This is a genomic window from Vibrio sp. Vb1018 (assembly GCF_033338775.1).
In the GTDB taxonomy this organism is placed as follows: domain Bacteria; phylum Pseudomonadota; class Gammaproteobacteria; order Enterobacterales; family Vibrionaceae; genus Vibrio; species Vibrio alginolyticus.
Genome location: NZ_JAWOTI010000002.1, coordinates 401,769 through 422,733 on the forward strand (window position 1 = coordinate 401,769; position 20,965 = coordinate 422,733).

Here is a 20,965-nt window from a genome sequence, read left to right on the forward strand (position 1 = left end):
ACTTACGCTTTCACTGCATGAGTTATACGCTTTTTCGTGTTACAAACTTCAACCTAATAATATGAGTATATTTTCATTGCCATTTGATCGATGAGTGCCCACTAACATTGCAGTAATTGGAGAACTCCTTTGTCACCATGAAAGTCGAACATTAACAATGTAGTTGGTTGCTTAAAGTGGTGCTCTCTGACCGCAAAGGCAATTAAAGCGAGAGAAGAACAACTACCCATTGTGCCCCACAACTCATTGATAAGCTGCGGTTGTTCTGGGTTCGTGAATCGTTCTGCTTTAGCCCCCAGAGCAAAACCGTAATCTTCCGAATGCATGCGCAGGTTCGTCATATCGGAATACACTTCACCAAATAAATCGAGCTTTTTACTCGCACGTTGAACAAGTCGAAACATGCCTCTTCGGTCTGAAGTGTTTAATTCCGTATCAATGTAGCCAAGCTGCGCTTGAGGCTTAAGTTTCAATGTTTCTACGGTATTTCTTCGACAAAGAATTAAACCCGCCCCACCCTCACTCGGAATAACGCCCCATGGATTATTGGTACTCATTACCATCGCATCGTCGATGAGTGTTTGCATCGAACTCACCAAGGAATCGACACTGATACACATTATAGCATCATATTTATCCAATGATTTCATGGCCTGGAGAACGAAACTAGGCCCACTGGCATGAACAGCATTCACCACAGAGAGAAATTCAGCATAGTTACTTTCACCAAGCCATTCTTGCACCTTTACTAGTGAAACAGACGCAGGCACCGCTATAAGCAAAGGTATTGGTCTCAATGAACGTGGTAACTGTGCTAACAATGAATTAAGCAAGTGGGTGATTAACTCACACGTTTTCTCAAACTGCTCACTTTCTTTGGTGTATTCGATTTTGGCGTAAGTAAAACGCTCGATACCATCATCCCCTACACATTGGTCGAATCTTCCTAAGTCAGCATACGAAACTGCACTAGCAATATCTAAATTCATACCGGTTGGCGTCATCACTTCCATCCCTAGCACGTAACGGCCTGTTGAATTATGCATGCTCGCTTACCTCTTCCAACTTAGTGATGGATGTCGACACCAACAAATGCTCCTTGCCCTGACAAGGAAACGCAGCGGTGTAACTGATTGATATAGTTTTCTTTTCCGCATCAACGAATAAGGTGTACATCGCCATATCAGCTTGATAACTTTGATCTTTGAACGTCGCGATCGCACGGTATTTTTCTTTAGGAATTCGAAATGAAAGCGTGTCATCATGACAAAAGCCACTCATCATCAAACGCTCCCCCCCACGAAGGAAGCCTTTGCACTGTTGATCAATAGGCGCGCTTTGGAAGAACCGCTTATCAAAATCGAGTGGCAACATTGGCTTGCGATTCTCAATCCAATCGTCATCGAACGTGCCGGCCAGCTTCTGGCGCGCCTCAAAGAACGGAGGCACTGGCCCGAACCCCGCAACGCGTAGTTTTTTCGCGGCGGCACTCCAGTCCTCTCGGGGATAAAAAATCGAGGGTACTTTCTGTTCAAGCAATTCTTTGTTGGAGTCGGCAACCCCACCACCTATTCGGTTACGTAAATCACCGCCTACCGCGCAAGTGTAATCAATGTCTTTTTCAATAAATGGGACTGGATTGCTCAGCGTGATACTGCCAGCATGCTCAACCCATACGCGTTCCCCGTGAATAGCGAGAGTCTTATCGATATGACCATCAATCAGCACACGACACTCTTGGTATGTCACTGGCTTTTTCGCGTAGCTGCGCGCTTTGCCGTAAACAAGTACATCTGTGTTGTCTTTGGTATACGCGAACTCGTGGTCAACTTTCATCGCAGAGAAACCTTCTTCGCCCAAATATTGGGGATCATCGAAGATTTCACTTTCACCTAATTCGTGCCAAACCACACCATCGAATTGCCAAGTACGTTTAGCGACCACAACCCACACTTCATCGCCGTTTTCGTCACGTTGAAAACGACCTTTAAGTGATAGCTCAGGGTGCGCTTCAATATCCCATAACTGCATTGCTATTCCTTAAGTTGAATCGTTCGCTCGCAGAAGGTGCGGCCTTTAAATTGTTGAAGTTCCAGTCTTGCTGATGTATCGGCATCGCCATATCCCAAGGCACGTAGGCTCTGGATTGAATGCAGATTTGGCGCCATAGCCAGTCGCGGAACAGCACATCAACGTTAGAATCTTGCATCGCAGCTAACGTAGACTCGAAGCTCAATGCGTAACCCAAGCGGCTTGGTAGATTTTGGATATATTTTTCATCTTCCACCCACTCATTGAGCAGATCGACGATCTCTTCCCATTCATATTCGACACCAACATCTTGCGGAGTCAGAGGAAGAAGCTTTCCGTAGACGACATACAAGGCTTGAAGCCAAATTTCACCTTCAGCTTCCTCCAGACTTTCCAAGTGCTCGATGATTTGGGGCACCAGTTTCCAATCGCCACTCAGCGCAAAATCAACAGGTGCTAATGAAGAAGAGATATCAAACGCCTCAAACTCTTTTAATTCAAGCAACTTGGCATAAGTGAGCACTTGCGCTGATGGTAATCCATTTGGTTCGATGCCAAAGCTCTGACGGAACCAAGTGCCTCTGTCACGTTTGGTAATCAAACGTTCAAATAGGTATTGTTCGCTGCCTGCATTGTCATTAAGCCAATCAATCCCCTCTTTTACGTCTTGTAAAGCGAGCAGTGGCAAAGCAACTTGAGAGCTAATGATGCTGGCTTTGTGCCAGCGCTTGATGAGAGAAACACTTAATGTTTGACGTACACGTAAGCATTCAAAGTAAAACGCACTGGATGTCGCATTACCCTCAATAAGCTCCGAAAGCGTACTATCCATAGATTCAACCGGAGATTGTACGGCAATGACCATTGCAGTTTTAGCGTCAATATCTTCGAGTAAACTCAATCCGCACAAAAGGTTATCCAACTCTGAGCCCAACTCCCCCTGTAGCATCAGCCAGCTGTAAATTTCTGGCTCCTGGCCTCTTAACTGATGAATCAACCCCGGTGCTAGCCGATAAAACGACAAGTACACCTGCTTCAGTTCTTCAATTTGGCGTTCGATCAGCTTGAGATACGCCAACTCACGACTTGGATAACCCCTTTTGTGAATTTGAACTCGCTGCCTGATTAAAAACCCGATACTTTCAGAAGCAATGGACAGCTTTTCATTACAGAAATCCAGCCATGTTACTGGCAACTGGGAAAGGTCATTCACAGCGCGCTCAGCTTTTGCTAACGCGCCTTCGACTTCTTGATTGGTTATGGGTGCCTTTAGGTGCTCGACACCGATTCTTTGTCGCATCTAGTTATCCGTTATTAGCGTGCCATAACGCGATTGCAATTAGTTAACTCGAAGTAATTAGCTCACTTGGCGTGACTTGTTAACACAAAACCATTAGCTAACGCGAAGTAATTAGTTAATTGCGATCGTTCCGCCTTGAATTTTTTGTGCTTTTTCTGCTTGAGAAGTGACGTACTTCGCTTTAGTGGTAATTCGTCCATCGCGCCCGCTATAGCGAGTTTCTGTCTCACCACTTTTGACTACCAACTCTTGTTCTGTCTCGATAACCATCTTCTTCGCTCGCAATACAAACTCGTCAGAGTCATCCAGAATGGAGAAGAAAATGTCCGTCACAAGAGGCAAGCTTAAGTCGTCGTTCAAAAACTCAACTCGACAACTTAATCGATTATCGATAGCCATTTGCAGTTCAGAACGACGAAAGCCACGTCCTAGTCTCGCAGTGAGTGGCTGCTTAAATGGGTTACCATCAAAATCAACTCGCACACTGCCCGTAGACTCATTGATAGCCACTATTCTTCCAAAACGCGAAAAGCAAGCCGTTGATTCGGCTTGCTGCTCTGATATTACTTCTGTTGTAAGAGGTTGTTTTTCCATTGTTAGTTAACCACTACGTTGCCACCTTTCACGACGACTTTGTCACTGCCTTCGATCGTAATAGCCGAGCCTGATAACTTTATTGAACCATCACTGTTCATCACTAAAGAGGAACCACCCGTTTTCAATACAATCTTGTCGCCACTGATAATTTGCGTTGCACCATCAGCTTTATAAGCGGTGTTCCCTTTCACTGATACCGTTAAGTTGCCACCAACCGTCTGGTTATCATCCGCACCAATATCTGAACTCTTAGACGCACCGATAGTAAGGTTACTGTTTTCGCCAATATCTAAGTCATCATTTTTACCGATCTTAGTCGTACGGTTATCACCAATTTCTAAGTCAGAATTGTTTTTCACATACTGGGCTTCGTTCGCGTTGTATGTAACGGTAACGTCTTGCTCGACTGTCTCCGTAAACGTACTGTTTACCTGTGTCGTTTTATGCCCATGAATGGTTTCTTTATGGTCACCATGAACTTCATTCGTTTGGTGACGTGCAACCTTCAAGAATTCATCTTGACCGATATCACGGTAACGGTTGTTGAGCACCTTGGTCGACATGTCTTTTTGAGCGTGAATATAGACTTCTTCTTGGTTCGCTTCGTCTTCAAAACTCAACTCGTTGTAACCTGTTCCTTTGTGCGTTTGCGTGCGGAACGTGGTACGAGTTTTGTTTTCTGGCAAAGAGTACGGTGGGAAATGCAAACCGTTGTAAACTGCGCCCGTAACTAACGGACGATCTGGGTCCCCCTCAAGGAAAGTTACTACGACTTCGTGGCCAATACGCGGCAAATAAACTGCGCCCCATGTTGGCGCCGCCATGGATTGGCTTACACGAATCCAACAGCTTGAATGCTCGTTGTTATCACCGTAGCGATCCCAATGGAACTGTACTTTCACTCGACCAAGCTTGTCGGTGTAAATCTCTTCACCTTCTGGTCCTACAACGACCGCCGTTTGCGGGCCATCCACTACTGGTGCCGCTAGTTTAGGCGCTTTAAACACCACATCACGTGGAATACACGAGAACTGGTTGTAGTAAGTGGTTGGCATACCACTCGCTTCATCTTCATGCACTTGCGGATCTTGACCTGTGTGCATTACAGACAACATGAGGTAATCGCGGTTAATCTCAGAACGCGGGTGGTCACTGACGTTAAAGCTGTAACCAGATGCTAAGCGCATTACGTCACTCGTTGCTTCCACTTGTTGATTATCGACTATGTGTTCCGACATCCACTCCGTGGTTCTCACCTGACCCATCAGCGGGTCGACGTATCGTCCAGGATAATCAAACTGCTTGAGATCTTGGTCTAGCTCGCCAGCCTGTGTCATCTCTTGTGGAATTTTAGGGTGTTCGTAGTTGTAATCTGTGTACGTAACCTGTCCCGTTCTAACGCGGTTAACTAACTCGAGATCAGAGATATGTTCGCGATCGGCAACACCGCCACCATCGGCATGATAAACAATCGGCCCAATGTAAGAAGCATTTAGTGGCGAGCTTATCAAAGGTGCAATCGCGTCATTACTGTCGACAATGACCATCGTATGATTTGAATCGCTATGGTCAAAGTAATACCACATACCGTGTTCAGCCATCATACGCTGCACGAAATGCAAGTCAGACTCACGGTATTGCAGAACGTATTCTTTTGGAGGATAAGTACCCGACACTTCAAATCGGTAATCGGTGACTGCCCCATCATCGAGTACTTCTGTGATGATGTCTTGCGCTGACTTTTGCTGGAAAATACGACAATCTTGGCGCTGAGATAAGAACCAAGCTTGAGGAACCAAGACTAATTGATAACGAGAAAAACGACGTCCAGTCCCTAAGTAACGAACTTCATTCACCACGCCGTTGAACACACGCGCAGCCCCAACACCTTGTCCGTAAAGTGTCAATGTTCCTGCTTTACGTATTAACTCATCGAACGAGATATCTGGATCAAGTGAAAGTAATGAGAGATTGATGTGGAAAGGCTTAGATAACTCTTCATGAACATGAAAGCTCTCAACCCGAAATTCATGCCCACATCCAGGCACTTCAAATTTAAATTCTACGTCATTCACCATATCTTTTACCTGATACAAATAATCGAATTAGGGCCAACAATCGTTGGCCCTGAATCTTTACGCGACGAGCAATTAAGCTTCGCGTGGAGCACGCCAGTCGTCGTTACCCGCAGTACCACAGTTTTCGTGAGTTACTTCGATCGCACGGTAAGTGAACTTAAGCACTTCTTCTGTCACGCGGTCAGCTGTTGCTGCGTCTTGACAGTGGTTCATACGAGTTTGGATATCGACAAGTAGCGCATCAATCAATTTGATTGAGTAGTAGTGCTCTTGTTTACCTTGAACTGAAGTACGGTAGAAGCGGATCACACACTCAGGAAGTTTTTCGCCAGATACTAGTGCGTTGAATAGTAGTGGAGATGAGCGATCTTGAACTTTAGTTACAACAAGTGGACGGTGTACACGTTGACCAGTTGGCTGACCACTTTGTGGATCACGTGGAACAGTTAGCACGTGATCAAGTTCTTGTACTAGGAACTCATCAACGTGAGCTTCTTGCCATGTGTTACCTACTGAATCTGCAGAGTAAGTATCTTTAGTAATATGGCCTTGAGTCTCACCTTGGATAGACATATATGCTGGAGTTGGCATCGCTATTTCCTTTTCTAAAATCTGTTTTGTTTAAATCACCAAATCGCTTATCACCGCGACTACTTGGTATAATCAAAGTCCGTGCCAACTTTAAAAATACAATAAAAACAACAACTTAAACAAATTAAGACATTATTCACTAATATCTTGAGTACAATTTATTGGATAAAAAACCAAAAAGTTGGATTAAGATAATAATAAATTGTTCTAACTTTAAAAAGTGAAAATAACCATATAAAACTGTGTAAATAAAGTCATTAAAACTAATACATCCGACACTTTTACTATCAATTAATTTAGAATAACAACGCCATTGAAATAACCACAAACATTAATGTCACAATAATCATTAAAAATAACCAACAAACGATAGTCAAAATATCTTGATAAAAAAAGAACGCAATCACTTTTAGTATAATAGTCGCTACCTCTTTTCCTCTAAAGAATAAAATGGCTATGATAAATATAAACCTTTCTTCATTAATTCAGCGTCTACACCCGATTGCAAAAGTAGCATTAGAAGACGCCGCTGCACTTGCAGTCTCTGAAAAAGCAAACGAAGTTCAAATTGAGCATTATTTACTGAGTCTATTAGAAAGGCCAAATAGTGATTTTGACGTCTTATTAAGTCATTTTGATTGTTCTGAGAACTTATTAAGACAATCGGTTCGATCCACACTCGACACCAACGCCAAAGGAAATGGCAGCAAACCTGTTTTTTCTGCTTTATTAATCGAATGGTTGCAAGAAAGCTGGCTGGTTTCTTCTTTAGATCTATCCGAAACACAAATCCGCTCTGGCGCCCTACTCCTTACTCTTGTTAGCAACCCTCTCCGTTACGGCCAACATGGTTACGCCTCTATCCTTGAAGCGGTAAACCCTGACAGCCTTAAGCGTAACTTTGCAGAGCTAACAAGCCACTCTATTGAGGCGCAAGTTGCTACTTCAGAGAAAACACAAGCTCGTGAGGATGGCTCAGCACTGAGCAAGTTCACGACAGACTTCACTGGTAAAGCACGCAAAGGCGAAATCGATCCTGTTTTCTGCCGTGACCAAGAAATCCGCCAAATCGTGGACATCCTTGCTCGTCGCCGTAAAAACAACCCTATTGCTGTTGGTGAACCGGGCGTTGGTAAAACCGCAGTAGTAGAAGGTTTGGCACTTAAGATTGTACAAGGTGACGTACCAGACAACCTCAAAGGTGTTGAGCTTTACGGCCTGGACATGGGTCTTCTGCAAGCTGGTGCAAGCGTAAAAGGCGAATTCGAAAAACGCCTAAACGCAGTATTGGATGAAGTGAAAAACTCGCCAACCCCTCTCATTCTTTTCATCGATGAAGCACACACCCTTGTTGGCGGCGGTAACCAAGCGGGCGGCAGCGACGCGGCAAACTTGCTAAAACCAGCCCTAGCACGTGGTGAAGTGAAAACCATCGCCGCAACAACATGGTCGGAATACAAGAAGTACTTCGAGAAAGATCCTGCCCTTGCACGTCGTTTCCAATTGGTGAAACTCGACGAACCATCTCCTGAACAAGCAGCATTGATCATTCGTGGTCTGCGCCCTGCTTATGAAAAATCACATAACGTTTACGTGCGTGACGATGCTATCACTGCTGCGGCAGCACTTTCTGCTCGTTACATCTCTGGTCGTCAACTGCCAGACAAAGCGATCGATGTACTAGATACGGCGTGTGCACGAGTGAACATCAGCCTTAATGCCATTCCTGCTTCTGTTGAGACTCTGCAGCAAGAACTTGCAGCTCAACAGCGCGAGCTTGAAGCACTTGAGCGTGATGCTCTGCAGCAAACTGGCGACAAGCACAGCCTTGCTAACATTCCAGACCTAAAACTGGCAATGGAAACAACGAAAGAAGAGCTAGTAGAACAAGAAGCGCAATGGCACAAAGAAAAAGAGCAGATCCAAGAGATGATTGCTCTACGCTCTCGCTTACATGAACTGGTCTTTGGCGAAACAAATGAAGAAGAGCTTGTTGCAGACGAAGATTCAGAACAAGAGCAAGACGTTTCTCCATATGCAGAAATGGATGAAGAAGCCGTTCGCATTGCAATTTCGGCCTGCCAAGAACAGCTAGATGTAATCCGCAATGGCAACCCACTGGTTCACTTTGAAGTGGGCCCAGATGAAGTCAGCCATGTGATCTCGGACTGGACTGGTATTCCAATGGGTAAGATGCTTCAAGACGAAGCAGAAACCACGCTAAAACTGAAAGAAAGCCTAACACAAAGCATCAAAGGCCAAGAATACGCTATCGATGCACTGTCTGAAGGCATTCAAACCGCAAAAGCAGGCTTAGGCAACCCAGACGCACCAACAGGCGTATTCCTGCTGGTTGGCCCAAGTGGCGTGGGTAAAACCGAAACTGCTCGTGCAATTGCTGATCAAATGTTTGGTGGTGAGCGCTTTATGACGACCATTAACATGTCTGAGTTCCAAGAGAAGCACACGGTATCTCGCCTAATCGGTTCACCTCCGGGTTACGTAGGTTACGGCGAAGGCGGCATGCTGACAGAAGCGGTTCGTCAACGTCCATATTCTGTTGTTCTTCTTGATGAAGTGGAAAAAGCCGACCCTGAAGTGTTGAACCTGTTCTACCAAGTGTTCGACAAAGGCACGCTGAACGACGGCGAAGGCCGAACCATCGACTTCAAGAACACGCTGATCATCATGACCAGTAACCTTGCAACACACGAGATTGAATCTTTGGTTCATCAATCAAAAGACATCGATGCGAACATCATCGCAGAAGCTATTCGCCCTACTTTGAACCAACACTTCAAGCCAGCGCTGTTGGCACGTATGTCAGTACTACCATTTGTTCCGCTGTCTGATGAAGCAATGACAGAAATTATTCACCACAAGCTGAATAAAGTTTCTCAGCGTCTACAGAGCCATCACAAGTTGTCGCTAAGCTACGAAGACAGCTTGGTTGAGTTCGTACTAGGTAACTGTCGCCTTGCTGAAACGGGCGCGCGTAACATCGACGCGGTCATCAACCGTCAGTTACTGCCTCAGCTATCGACACAGCTATTGGTGCATGACAAGGATGATTCACATACGCAAATCACAGTTTCTGTCGATGAGCAAGGAACACTGACCTATGCGTTCAGCTAACCATAGCGAACTTAGCAACGCCCTACTTGCGATCAGCCAATCTTTGGCTGATCGCAGCCAGCTTACCCAAACATTGGATGCCGTGTTGACCGCTGCGAGACAAATGACCTTAGCAAAGCACGGCATCATTTATGTTTTGGACCAGACAGGACAGGCGTTGATTCCAAGTACCGCTCACCACAACGATAAAACCGTCGTTTCCCACCCTTGGGAAGCATTACAGCTAGACTCAGCCAGTGAGAACGACCCATTTAACTTTGCGATTCGTAATGGTGAAGTGGTGTTGATTAACGAGTTATACAAATACAACGGCTACGACTGTGAAAGCATTTATCAAACAGAGCAGACATTGGGACTAAAAAGCGAGAACTTACTGGCTTGGCCTTTGATTGATAGCGAAAGCAAAACCATTGGGCTGTTAGTCTTACTCGATTTGAATGTCATTGACAACGAGGCAGCCTTGACTGAGTTTTGTCGAATGGCAGCGAGTAACATTCGTCAAGCCGTTTGGTTAGAGCAATATGGGCAAGTGATTAAAAATCTCAATGCCGACAATCAAGCCCTAGTGCGCGAGAACACTCAGCTCAAAAAACGTACTCAGAAAGCCTATCAAGGTCCTATTGCAGAGAGCGAAGAAATGCTCAATGTCTTGAATCGTCTTGATAAGGTGCTATCTCTTCCTGTCGACGTTCTGTTGCGTGGTGAAACGGGCGCAGGTAAAGAGGTGATCGCGAAATACATTCACGAAAACTCTAACCGTTCAGAACAGCCTTTGATCGTTCAGAACTGTGCGGCTATTCCAGAGCAGTTATTGGAATCTGAGCTTTTTGGGCATAAGAAAGGTTCATTTACGGGCGCAGACAAAGACAAAGTCGGTTTGTTTGAAGCAGCCAACGGCGGCACGCTTTTCCTAGATGAAATTGGCGACATGCCAATGCTACTGCAGGCAAAGTTACTGCGTGTACTACAAGAACGCAAAGTTCGCCCTATCGGTACCAGCAAAGAGATTGAGGTGGACGTTCGCGTTATCGCGGCAACACACTGTAACCTTATGCAGCAAATCAAAGATGGCGGATTCCGTGCCGACTTGTTCTATCGCTTGAATGTATTCCCGATTACATTGCCGCCCCTGAGAGCCCGTAAGTCGGACATTATTCCCCTTGCCGAACATTTCGTGCAACACACCACCAACACGCTAGGTTTGCCGCAAGCGCCAGGGTTAAGTGCCAACGTACGTAAACAGCTGCTTGCCTACCAATACCCAGGGAACGTGCGTGAGCTTAAGAACATCATTGAGCGCTCGGTGCTACTGTCCGATTTTGAAACCATTACTCACATTGAGTTTGGCGAACAAATCCCAGAAGATGTACCAAGTATCGACATGAAAGCAGCTTCACCTACCCCAGAGCAACCTGCTTACGAGCAGCAAGCACAAGCGGATTTAGAAGACGTTTCAAAGAGCCTTAAGGACGTTGTCAGCCAATACGAGCGCACAGTGATCATCGATTGCTTAAATGCTTGCAATTGGCACACAAAGAAAGCAGCTGAGCAATTGGCACTTCCAATGAGCACACTCAACCATAAAATGAAGAAATACGATATTTCTGCAGCTGGTTAAGCGAGAAGCGAGAAAATCTTACTTCGGTTTGCATTGATAAGAAAAGAAAAACCGCCCGAAGGCGGTTTTTTTATTTGTTATTTTGCCTGTAAAAGAGCGATTTCCGGAGCATTAAGAGAAGACGCTTGTTTCTTTATCCAGTTCTCAACATATCGTTTCTGCTCGTTCTGTACCTCTAGGTTTTTCCAGTGCAAATGATTCGCCTCACTTGTCGGCTTTTCCTTTTCAACCGTTTCTATCCATGGCTTACCCGTCATGAAGTCTTTCACCGCAGGAACTCGAAGCTCAAACTTCGGTAGTTCATAACCTTCACTCGTATCCATTTGTTCAAATGAAGCCAACTCGAGTCTGATAGGTTTTAGATCATTACCATCTAAAACATCACCAAAAGGTCTTAAACCATTAACTAATTTGCCTGTAGGCGACACATAAGAGTAATCAAAACGAACGATATAAAGGTGTTTTTTCTCGCTTGAAGTTAATAAACCGGAGAAATTAGCGTCATTCTGATCAATAAATTGAACGGCGCTTTGCTCCAGACCTGTAAGCTTAGTAGCGTCGCTATCGTCAAGGTCTAGATCAAAAACGGTTCTTGTTTCTATTCCGTGATACCCAGTATTTGACTTCTCGGTAACAAGACGAGAACGAATGTTGACCACTCCAGCATAATGCATCACGTCATGTTTAACTGGACCATCTTTGATCTGCAGTTTCACCCCACATTCAATGGCATTGAGTAACATTGTATCGTAATCGTCACTCGCACGATCATCCCCTAACACCGCAAAACAAAGTGAGAACCGTTGCTCTTTCGACCAATCAAACTTGTTGCTTATCAGTTTATTCGCATTGCTTTCACCCCAAGCAAGGTCACCGTCAATTTCAACACCAGGCAAAATAATAAGGTTGCCATCGATCACCTTCGGTGTAGTGTCTCGGGATGATGCAGACTCACTCATGACAAACTCTTCGATTAAAAAGTCAGTGTCTGTGAGTTTCGTCTTTTCCAATGTTCGACCGTTAAAGTTTTTCGCTTCTTGTGCAGGGCTTTGACCATCGATACCAAAGTTAACTTCAGTAATATCTAGAGTGTAATTTTTATATGTACCCAAGCCCTCTAACTTACCCGCTAGCAAATCATGTCCTCCTAGTGAGAAGACATATTTCATCTGTTCAAAAGCACCAGAGTCTCGAACATATTCAAATACGCTTTGACCTGTAAAGAAGGCTTTCACCTCATCTATGACTTTAACATTTGGACATAACGGCTTGATGCCATGGATTAAAAACTCACCAAATTCATATGTTGGTTCAAATTCAAGACCATGCAATTCCTCAACACGCTTACTCTTAAAGTGTTCTTTAATCGCTTCATCAGGGTCTTCGAATTGAGAAGCATCCATTTTTGTAAACAACACATCAAAGGTTGGCCCATGAGAGTCCAAACCAACAACAGCGGCGCGATAAGCGACCTCCTGTAAAAACAGTGTCTTAGACGAGAAACCATCTTTTAAAACCACCTGTAGTTTCACACGCGTTTGTGGGCGTAGCTTTCGTCCATTCTTCTCAAATATCCATTTGATGTATGGTTCCCATATCCCATCCTCTTGGACCAGCAAGCGACTGAACTCTATATCATCACGCCCAAGTTCTTCTTTGGCTAAATTGAAGTCGTGACAAAATGCCTTTAGACCTTCTCGGATAGAAGCACTCTCTTGCAAGGACTCATCTGATTTTCGGTCCAAAAATAGACGTGTTTGTACAGGGAATCCCGTATTAAATGCACCACCTATCTTTTCACCGTAATTCCATTGTAGCGAGCTATTGATGCCAGAGTTAGAGAACAAACCAGATTTGTTAAAACGGTTTACCCAGTTCAGGGCAAGCGTATTGCCATCATTGACTGGAATTTCCCAGTTATCACTCATGACATACAGCTGAATAAACTCGTCAACTCGATAATCCTCAATGAAATCATCAAAGTCACCCGTAAGGCTCCACTTAGCGCGGAGAAGCGTTAGTAACTCAATCAAAGAATTCAAAGCATAGGAGCGCAACAAAAAGCGCTTCAACAACTCATCATGATTCGCCTGTTTTTTAAGAAAGTCGGCTAAGCCAACGGCATCAATGATCTGAGGTTGAAGATCTTGACTGATCCCCTTATACAATGAGACAAGTTCTTTATTGATACTGCTGAGCGTTTTTAGCATGCTTTTGTTATTGTACTGAGCTTTGATCTCCTTAAACGTCGCATCACCAAAAAGATCACCATAGAAATCAGTTGCAGCGCCCAAAAGATCTGCCCCCACTTTACCGGCAAAATAATAGGCAGCCACTGGTGCGGCAGGCGTCCAGATTGCGACGCTTGCCATTGCGTCAACGGCGGCAAGAATCATCTTATCTTCAGCTTCCTTTGCCGCAAGCTGATGCCCTTCCCAAATTTGATGCGCGCGATTTAATGCCATCGTTCCAGATCGGCTCGGTGGTAGAGAAACCGCGAAGTCAGGGATGATCAACCTTACCTCTACACGTCGGTTCACAGCGATATCCGCATTATCTGATCGGTCGTTAACGTCGGCATAACCGTCGATATCATCGATCAGTTGTGACTTACCCTTAAATTCAATCCACAACCTTGATTCTAGGTTCGCTCGTTCTTCTCCGCTTGTTTTGGCGAGGATGGCCTCTTTAACTACATCCGCACGCATTTTTGATATCTTTAAGTTATTTTCATGCGTTCCTATTGGCCCTGCATGGCCAATAATGGCAACTTGGTAATCAGGGTTTTGGGATAAAAGCTGGCATAATTTTTCACATACTTCTATATAGTCGATATGCAGTACTTGAACTTCGTTCTCAAACTCAGCAGAGTTAAACTTGAAGTTCATTCGAACAACGACCCCTTGACCATCAGCAAAGATCTGAGCATTCCCTTCTTTACCAAGTGCTTCCTGCACCGTTTCTGCTTTTTTTTGCCAATGTTCTGGATTATCAAAGCGACGAACAAACGTTAAAGAAGAAAGATAGTTTTCAGCGTATTTACTTAAAGTTTCTTGCGCTTCTTTCGCATTTTTAATTTGTTCAGAGAACGCCGAATATTGATCGAACGCTTCCTTGCCACTTGCGATAACTCCAATTGCTGGTAGTGCGCGATTTGTTCCGCTCAAAAAATCACTGCTTAATCGTCCAACGCCACGCATGATTTTTGACTCTGGGCCTGCCGTTTTAAAAGCACGCTTGATATAAGGAATATCAATGACATGCTTTCTAAACACTAACGCTTGTGCTTGTTTCAGCGTTAGCTCTTTACGCGCAAAAACTTTTGCAAGGCTGACACTCTTTTTAATACCACTAGTGGCGGCAAGTGCCGAATGTAACGCGATACCACTCATCAGAAATGGAGGTAAGGCCCCCGACTCACTGTTTTCCCATAGCGCCTGCCCGATGGTTTTCGCCATTTCTGCAGGTGGGCCATATAGCTTTGCGCCCTCAATAGAGAGAAAGTCACTGCTCAACGATTCGTAGGTTTTGTTGATCGCTGCATGCAAAGATAACGGTGCAACGCCCGGTTTTTGCTTAGTTTGATAGGTTAACCCCTTCGTCGCGTAGTCTGAATAAGATGGCAACTGATTAGGGAATTGTTGGATGAGCGCTTCCTCTAAGGTGATCATGTCACCACACACGCACGCCATTTTGCCAATGCCCGCTGTATCGATAAACGTCAGTTTTTCATGCAGTTCATAAGTATATACATTCTGCTCCACATCAGTTTGAGGGTGTTTCATGAACTGCTTTGTGACATTGGCCTTCAGTACACTTTCGGGTAACACCTTACGTGTTTCATCGAATGCTAACCATTCATCTTCCCAAAATTGGATGCGCAACAAATAAAAACCATCTTCAACTTGGCTTGGATCGAGGTTAAACAATGCACTTGGTAAAACGTTTCGATCACCAATTTCATTCGCCCATTCTGCAACATGCGTATCGACAACCTTTACATCAATCACTTCTTCTGCGGCGCTCTCTAAATCACCCGCTTTGAGGTGTTTCACTGGTCTAACAAGCGAGACCTCAGCGCCGCTATAAAGCATGTCTGTAAAAAGTACCGCGCAACTGTGCATTCTTGGCACAACGAAACCTTTCAGGGGCTTGTTTCTTTTTTTCTGACGCTCCAACCAATCATTGTAACTTTGTTGCTCTGGCGTAAGATCGCCCCCAACATACTCAGGGGCAAGTTGACCAAGGGCAATTTCTGTAAGTTGGAACTTCACCCCAGTTTGCTTTGTTTTGTTAGTCCCATCATCAATATACTGGGCGAAATGCTTAATGTTTTCTGCAAGACTTGCCAGATCTTTTGCGCCTCCAGTACTTTCTGGTTCATTCTGCGGCGCAATCATCTGCGCTAACAAACGCAATGGTGGAAAGCTTAATTCATAGCTTTTCCCTTTGCTGATCCCTTCCGGTCGGTTGCCCAACTTGAGTAATTCATAATTGTCGACATCGCTTGGTGCAGAAGTTTCAGAATCGACTTTTTCTCCCGATAAAGGTTGTTTACCCGTTGCTTGTGATGGCTCGCCTAAACCTAACTCGACCAATTTTCCCTCTTTGGTGGTTCCCCACAGTGCGGGTTCGCCTCCTGACAAGGCATTGACCATCACGGGAGTCAAAGGAATGGGACGAATCTTACCCGCTAGCTCATTTACTTGGGTGAGATCTGGCTGGGTATGCCAGTCAGGGAATATATATTCACGGCCTAAGAACTTGCCCTCAAACAAAGCACCGAACAGATAGACTTCATTATCAAATGTGAAGGCCATTAGTTCACCTCCTTAAACCAGTTACCTTGATTTGCGGAGAGGTTATACACAATGGCGGGGTCTAACGTTCGGCTGTAACCCAACGGAGACCAACTCCACGCTTGTTTTGTCTGGTTGTTCTGTACTGACATCAGCATCGCATTATAATTCGTCAAAGAAAAACGATTATTTAGACCGATGGCATATTGCATTGCGCCATCACGGTCAATTTGTTTACCTTTTGCTAGGTCGACGACAAATACATTGTGATAGTTGCGATTAGCCGCCCAAACAATGTCCCCTTCTGGACTGATCGCCGTAAAATGCGCTTTTGCTTTCTTAACAGGTAACTTTTTCCCCCATTGAACGACCTTTGTCGTTTCATAAGTTTTTTCATCTTCTATAAGCGCAGCACCATTAGTCACACTGTAAATTAATCCATCGCGAATAAAGCCTGTCCCGGATATATGCAGATCCGTCTTTTCCGCTTCACCTTTAGCAATATCCCACTTATAAACCACACGACCAACCATACCAGTGCGGTAATAAACGTAGCTACTGTCTTCCGCCCACAAAAAGCCTTTCGGCCCTTCAATGTCATGTGGCAGCTCAATCATCTTCTGGGTTTTGATATCAAAAAGGTAGTTAGTCAAACCAAAACCGACTGCCACATAGCGATTATTTGGCGAGCGACTGGTTTTATCAACACCAGATCCATTCATACCTAACCAAGCCAAATCGGTCACCAAGCGTAGATCCGTGCCATCGGTCTTCATACTCCAGATTTTGGTTCGTCCTTCGTACTCGTTGTACATTGGATCCGGCTCATAGCCTGGAACACTTGATAAGTTTGCCCAGGTAAATTGAACGCGTGGCAAATCGTAAGAGCTCGCGTCATTTAAATCTTCCCTTGGCCATTCCTTAGCGCGGTGAATAAAGTAACGAGGAAAGTCACGTTGTTGATAAGTCGCAGAGTCAGATTTACGGACCTTGCTCTGCTCCATGGTGTAGTAGTTATGTTCACCCACGTAAGTGCGGCCGTCATCTTTACAACCCGCTATCGATAAAGCAGTAAGTAACAGTAATATTATTTTTTTCATGGTTTAACCTACCAATTCTGAAATGGGTACATTTTCTTCTACAACGACAAGACGTTGGCTACCGGTGGAGAGGCTCGAATGAACACCTCGAACAATATCGACGTTCTTGACCTCTGCCGGCGGGAATGCAAAACGCAGCGTCATATAACCATCGTCGTCTTTCATCGCTGAACGAAAGTACGATTTGTGAATCCAATCGTGTTCTATGTTACGAAGCCCAAAGAAATCGTCCGGCTGATCTGTCAAAGGCTCGTGAAGGTAACGTATAGAAGGCAAAGCGCCTCTTGGAGCCAATTTAAGCCCCGCAACATTGCTCTCTTTGTGTTCGTTGATGACTCCACTGCCGATGCCTGTCGATGCGGTACCGGAAACTGGAATAATATTCTCGCCCGCATTATTAAAGCTTTGGGATGAGGAGTATATTTGCAACTCTGAAAGAGACTTAGCAATTGAAGCAGGATCACTCTCTAGCTCAGACAGTTCCGTGTTTGTCAAAGCCAACTCGGAGTAATGGATATAACATTCTTGTGCTTTTCCCGCGACTTTATATGGCACCCAAATATGCGGTAGAGGAACGCCTTGCGCAATACGCAAACCATCTTTGCCAGCTTTATAAGGGCTTAGCACCGTTTTAACAGTGATAGGATCAATATCTAATTCTGGAAAAACAACATCTACTTCCTCATCTACAAAGCGGAATACCCTAGCACCTTGATCAAGGCTTAGATGTCCCGAATACACTTTCTGACCGGATTGATAAATCTCAAATGCTTCTTCGCCAATATAGTAGTCTGGTACAAGGTTGGCCCCATCAATGTTGACATGTCGTGTTTTCATCGAGGATTCAGGATCATTATTTCTGTAGTACTCTAAATCGACATCAGCAAAGTAGCCTTTTGGTGTAACTTCAACCTCTCGCCAAACTTTGTTATTCCAGATTACATAGAAATAACCTTCTGCAACCAACTCATGTCCATTTGGGCCCTCTAGCATAGGTAGTACAGGCACCAACACGTTGTCCCACTCATCCATCTGAGTTTCTTTATCAACGGGTTGCAGGTCTTCGGCGAGTTTAAGCAAGATTGGCTGAGGCTGGTCGGAGCAAGGAATTTTGATATAAAGCGTTTTACCTTCAGCATCGAGATCTTTAAACGTCGCGAGGCTGCGGTGTTTGTTTTCTGTATCAGCCTTGCCTACAGTCACTTTTTCTTTTTGAGCTTCGGTTTTTCCCAACATCAAACATGCCGCGTTGCTAGACCACTGCCCTGCAAACTCGACAACGATTTTTTGATCTGGGCTTGGCTCAGAGGGGACATGCGTGTAACTACGAACTAAAGCAACATCGTCGGTAACCTGCTTGTATCCTGCTTTAAAAGCTTTGCTTTCATTCGAAGCTGATACAAAGTCAACGAGTGATTTAAGTCTAGGGAAGCTTTGCAGCTGAGAGTCCGTCAATGGCGACCGACGAGCAACGGTAGATAATGACACCCAATTGCCTTTTCCCAATTCGATTCTTATAGCAGCTAGCAATGCGCTGGTCGTTTTTTTGGCAGAGATGGAAATCTTTTGCGCCAATTCTTTAGGGAGGTTTCTGAGGATGTCATCTGAATTTCGCAAACGCGAAAGCTGTCCTATACACTCGTCCGGTGTAAGAACATAAGATAGCTCGTTGGAGGATAGCTTCGAGCTAGGTATAAATTTGCAAACTAAATGCATTTGAATTCTCCACAACCAACATCGTAAATATGGCTGCGGTGACAATTAAGCTGATAAGGCTTACAAGTACGATTTGGTCTGCGTATCCTACTTACTTAGCCATTTATTTTCAACGAGATAGAAAAATCGCCCGAAATCAAAAACACCAAAAAAATGGTGATTTTTACTATTAAAACATGCGATTCGACCACAATAAAAGCCAGTAACATCACCCACTCTGTCAAAATGGTAAAATCTTACTATCTAAAAAAATTTAATTTATGGACTGAAGTTAACAAAAATCGTAGTAACGTGTGCTTCAGGTAAGCACGAGGAAATTCAGAAGTTTATGAGGTGCCCTCCTCAGCAACAAACAACAAATTGACTGTTACTGAGGAAGTTTAAATAAAAAGGTGAGCGCATTACGCACTCACAAAAGTAACTGCTCTGAAGCTTGCTAGGATTAAATTTGCTTCATCGCGAGTTAAAGAGGTGAGGTATTACCCATCGACCTCATGCAGAACACTATACTCAGAGTATAGAAACGAGCGTAAATATATAATATTTAAAAAGATTTTCAACGCGACACATTCACCACAGCTCCTGCCGAGCGACCATCACAATCACGTCATACACACCTAAAAGCAACATTGGCCTAGTTATTATAGTTATTCAGCCTTGTATTAAGACGATTCATTAATTCGAGTAACTTATCAATAAAGGCAATTATTTTGATAAATATCACAAAAAGTCCCAAAGAAATAAAGCGAGCTAAACGCTCGCTTTATTTATGCCGCATTTTTTAAAGTTTTGTCATCACTAAAATATCGGTTGTAAACAGCACCTAAGGAGGCTGTACTTGCGAAACGATCATAGTTAAATGTTGCTTGAGCCTCTTCGGCAGAGGCGGAAAGCTTGTTGGTACCATTTACATAAATCGTCACTACCCCCTCCTTCAGTCCTGAAAGATCTAAATCAGTTGTCCATGAGTCTGAAAGCACGGTTGCCATGCCTGTGGCTTCTGTACCATCAGCGTCGACTGCTTTGATATCTATGAACTCACCATCTTCAAATCGTTCACTGCTACCACTTACTGTCACGCTTTCCACTCCAGTAACATCGTTGATAACGTCTAGGTGTATTGTCGGTGTAATTGGCATGGAGTAAGCCGTGTTCTGACTACCGGTATTTCCTGATAAGTCTTGGTAGTCACGAACAAGCAACGCCACATTGAGCTCTGACGTGCTTGGTACCACCACATCACCAGTCCAAACACTTGGGTCCGCGGTTGCCACTAATGAAGTGATCGTCGTGCCACCTAACTCCGCCACAGCACCTTGCAATGCTTTATCGAATTCCAGCGTTACCGTCACGCTTTGGCCGATGGCTTGGTGCTCAGGCGTAAACGTCACGTTAGTCAGCGTTGGCAGAGACTGCGCCAGTGTAAAGCTCTGGCTTTCACTCACTTCAATGCCGGCTGAGTTCGTCCCTGTCACAATCACGGTATAAGTGCCGTTGGTTTGGTGACTCATATCAATCGCGTCACTGGTCCAAGTGCCACCGGCTTGTACCGTTGCGCTGCTGCTTTTTAGTACCGTCGCGCTGCCTTGGGCTTTCACTTCAAGACGCAGGGACTGACCGTCAAAGCGTGTCGACGTACCTTCAAATTGTAGCGTGGCGGCATGCGCTTCATCCACATTACCCACTGGCGTAATAGCTAAGGTTGGTGTGATCGGCATGGAGTAAGCCGTGTTCTGACTACCGGTATTCCCTGATAAGTCTTGGTAGTCACGAACAAGCAACCCCACATTGAGCTCCGACGTGCTTGGTACCACCACATCACCAGTCCAAACACTTGGGTCCGCGGTTGCCACTAATGAAGTGATCGTCGTGCCACCTAACTCCGCCACAGCACCTTGCAATGCTTTATCGAATTCCAGCGTTACCGTCACGCTTTGGCCGATGGCTTGGTGCTCAGGCGTAAACGTCACGTTAGTCAGCGTTGGCAGAGACTGCGCCAG

12 protein-coding genes are annotated in these 20,965 nt (G+C 44.8%); 2 read left to right on the forward strand and 10 right to left on the reverse strand.

Annotation, left to right across the window (positions count from 1 at the left end; translation table 11 throughout):
• Positions 1 to 101 precede the first annotated feature (101 nt).
• From R7Z10_RS04140 to R7Z10_RS04165, 6 genes are all read right to left on the reverse strand, one after another.
• Entirely contained in the window at positions 102 to 1,046 is a 945-nt protein-coding gene (locus R7Z10_RS04140; RefSeq protein WP_262649184.1) for a hypothetical protein, read from the reverse strand.
• Positions 1,039 to 2,031, reverse strand: a complete 993-nt coding sequence (locus R7Z10_RS04145; RefSeq protein ID WP_262649181.1) for a DUF2169 domain-containing protein — start codon at positions 2,029 to 2,031, stop codon at positions 1,039 to 1,041. Before R7Z10_RS04145 ends, R7Z10_RS04140 begins: the two co-directional genes overlap by 8 nt.
• Complete coding sequence (locus R7Z10_RS04150) at positions 2,012 to 3,331, reverse strand: hypothetical protein (RefSeq protein ID WP_206957783.1); 1,320 nt, start codon at positions 3,329 to 3,331, stop codon at positions 2,012 to 2,014. The genes R7Z10_RS04145 and R7Z10_RS04150 overlap by 20 nt, the downstream gene beginning before the upstream one ends.
• A gap of 111 nt (positions 3,332 to 3,442) precedes the next feature.
• Positions 3,443 to 3,925: a hypothetical protein gene (locus R7Z10_RS04155; protein WP_025767908.1), complete on the reverse strand. Its 483-nt coding sequence runs from the start codon at positions 3,923 to 3,925 to the stop codon at positions 3,443 to 3,445.
• Positions 3,926 to 3,927: 2 nt separating this feature from the next.
• Positions 3,928 to 6,006, reverse strand: a complete 2,079-nt coding sequence (tssI, locus tag R7Z10_RS04160) for a type VI secretion system tip protein VgrG (RefSeq protein ID WP_005373412.1) — start codon at positions 6,004 to 6,006, stop codon at positions 3,928 to 3,930.
• A gap of 72 nt (positions 6,007 to 6,078) precedes the next feature.
• Positions 6,079 to 6,597: an Hcp family type VI secretion system effector gene (locus R7Z10_RS04165; protein ID WP_005373415.1), complete on the reverse strand. Its 519-nt coding sequence runs from the start codon at positions 6,595 to 6,597 to the stop codon at positions 6,079 to 6,081.
• Positions 6,598 to 7,053: 456 nt separating this feature from the next.
• Between R7Z10_RS04165 and tssH the strand changes: the two genes are divergently transcribed.
• Together tssH and R7Z10_RS04175 are read left to right on the forward strand one after the other, a co-directional pair.
• Positions 7,054 to 9,732: a type VI secretion system ATPase TssH gene (tssH, locus tag R7Z10_RS04170; RefSeq protein WP_318104058.1), complete on the forward strand. Its 2,679-nt coding sequence runs from the start codon at positions 7,054 to 7,056 to the stop codon at positions 9,730 to 9,732.
• Positions 9,719 to 11,350 carry a sigma-54-dependent Fis family transcriptional regulator gene (locus tag R7Z10_RS04175; RefSeq protein ID WP_132937165.1) on the forward strand — a complete coding sequence of 544 codons (1,632 nt, stop codon included), beginning with the start codon at positions 9,719 to 9,721 and terminating at the stop codon, positions 11,348 to 11,350. Before tssH ends, R7Z10_RS04175 begins: the two co-directional genes overlap by 14 nt.
• A 77-nt stretch (positions 11,351 to 11,427) precedes the next feature.
• On the opposite strand, the gene R7Z10_RS04180 is transcribed toward R7Z10_RS04175, so the two are convergent.
• From R7Z10_RS04180 to R7Z10_RS04195, 4 genes are all read right to left on the reverse strand, one after another.
• Positions 11,428 to 16,170, reverse strand: a complete 4,743-nt coding sequence (locus R7Z10_RS04180) for an OmpA family protein (RefSeq protein ID WP_132937166.1) — start codon at positions 16,168 to 16,170, stop codon at positions 11,428 to 11,430.
• Entirely contained in the window at positions 16,170 to 17,249 is a 1,080-nt protein-coding gene (locus tag R7Z10_RS04185; protein ID WP_085569129.1) for a hypothetical protein, read from the reverse strand. The genes R7Z10_RS04180 and R7Z10_RS04185 overlap by 1 nt, the downstream gene beginning before the upstream one ends.
• 3 nt (positions 17,250 to 17,252) lie before the next feature.
• Positions 17,253 to 18,965 carry a hypothetical protein gene (locus R7Z10_RS04190; protein ID WP_085569130.1) on the reverse strand — a complete coding sequence of 571 codons (1,713 nt, stop codon included), beginning with the start codon at positions 18,963 to 18,965 and terminating at the stop codon, positions 17,253 to 17,255.
• Between the two features lie 767 nt (positions 18,966 to 19,732).
• The coding region (locus R7Z10_RS04195) for a tandem large repeat (RefSeq protein WP_318104061.1) at positions 19,733 to 20,965 on the reverse strand (1,233 nt) is incomplete at its 5' end.

Excerpts from the sequence above, each read along its gene's own strand:
- R7Z10_RS04140 (WP_262649184.1), bottom strand. The coding sequence starts at position 1,046 with ATGCATAATTCAACAGGCCGTTACGTGCTAGGGATGGAAGTGATGACG.
- R7Z10_RS04145 (WP_262649181.1), bottom strand. The coding sequence starts at position 2,031 with ATGCAGTTATGGGATATTGAAGCGCACCCTGAGCTATCACTTAAAGGT.
- R7Z10_RS04150 (WP_206957783.1), bottom strand. The coding sequence starts at position 3,331 with ATGCGACAAAGAATCGGTGTCGAGCACCTAAAGGCACCCATAACCAAT.
- R7Z10_RS04155 (WP_025767908.1), bottom strand. The coding sequence starts at position 3,925 with ATGGAAAAACAACCTCTTACAACAGAAGTAATATCAGAGCAGCAAGCC.
- tssI (WP_005373412.1), bottom strand. The coding sequence starts at position 6,006 with ATGGTGAATGACGTAGAATTTAAATTTGAAGTGCCTGGATGTGGGCAT.
- R7Z10_RS04165 (WP_005373415.1), bottom strand. The coding sequence starts at position 6,597 with ATGCCAACTCCAGCATATATGTCTATCCAAGGTGAGACTCAAGGCCAT.
- tssH (WP_318104058.1), top strand. The coding sequence starts at position 7,054 with ATGATAAATATAAACCTTTCTTCATTAATTCAGCGTCTACACCCGATT.
- R7Z10_RS04175 (WP_132937165.1), top strand. The coding sequence starts at position 9,719 with ATGCGTTCAGCTAACCATAGCGAACTTAGCAACGCCCTACTTGCGATC.
- R7Z10_RS04180 (WP_132937166.1), bottom strand. The coding sequence starts at position 16,170 with ATGGCCTTCACATTTGATAATGAAGTCTATCTGTTCGGTGCTTTGTTT.
- R7Z10_RS04185 (WP_085569129.1), bottom strand. The coding sequence starts at position 17,249 with ATGAAAAAAATAATATTACTGTTACTTACTGCTTTATCGATAGCGGGT.
- R7Z10_RS04190 (WP_085569130.1), bottom strand. The coding sequence starts at position 18,965 with ATGCATTTAGTTTGCAAATTTATACCTAGCTCGAAGCTATCCTCCAAC.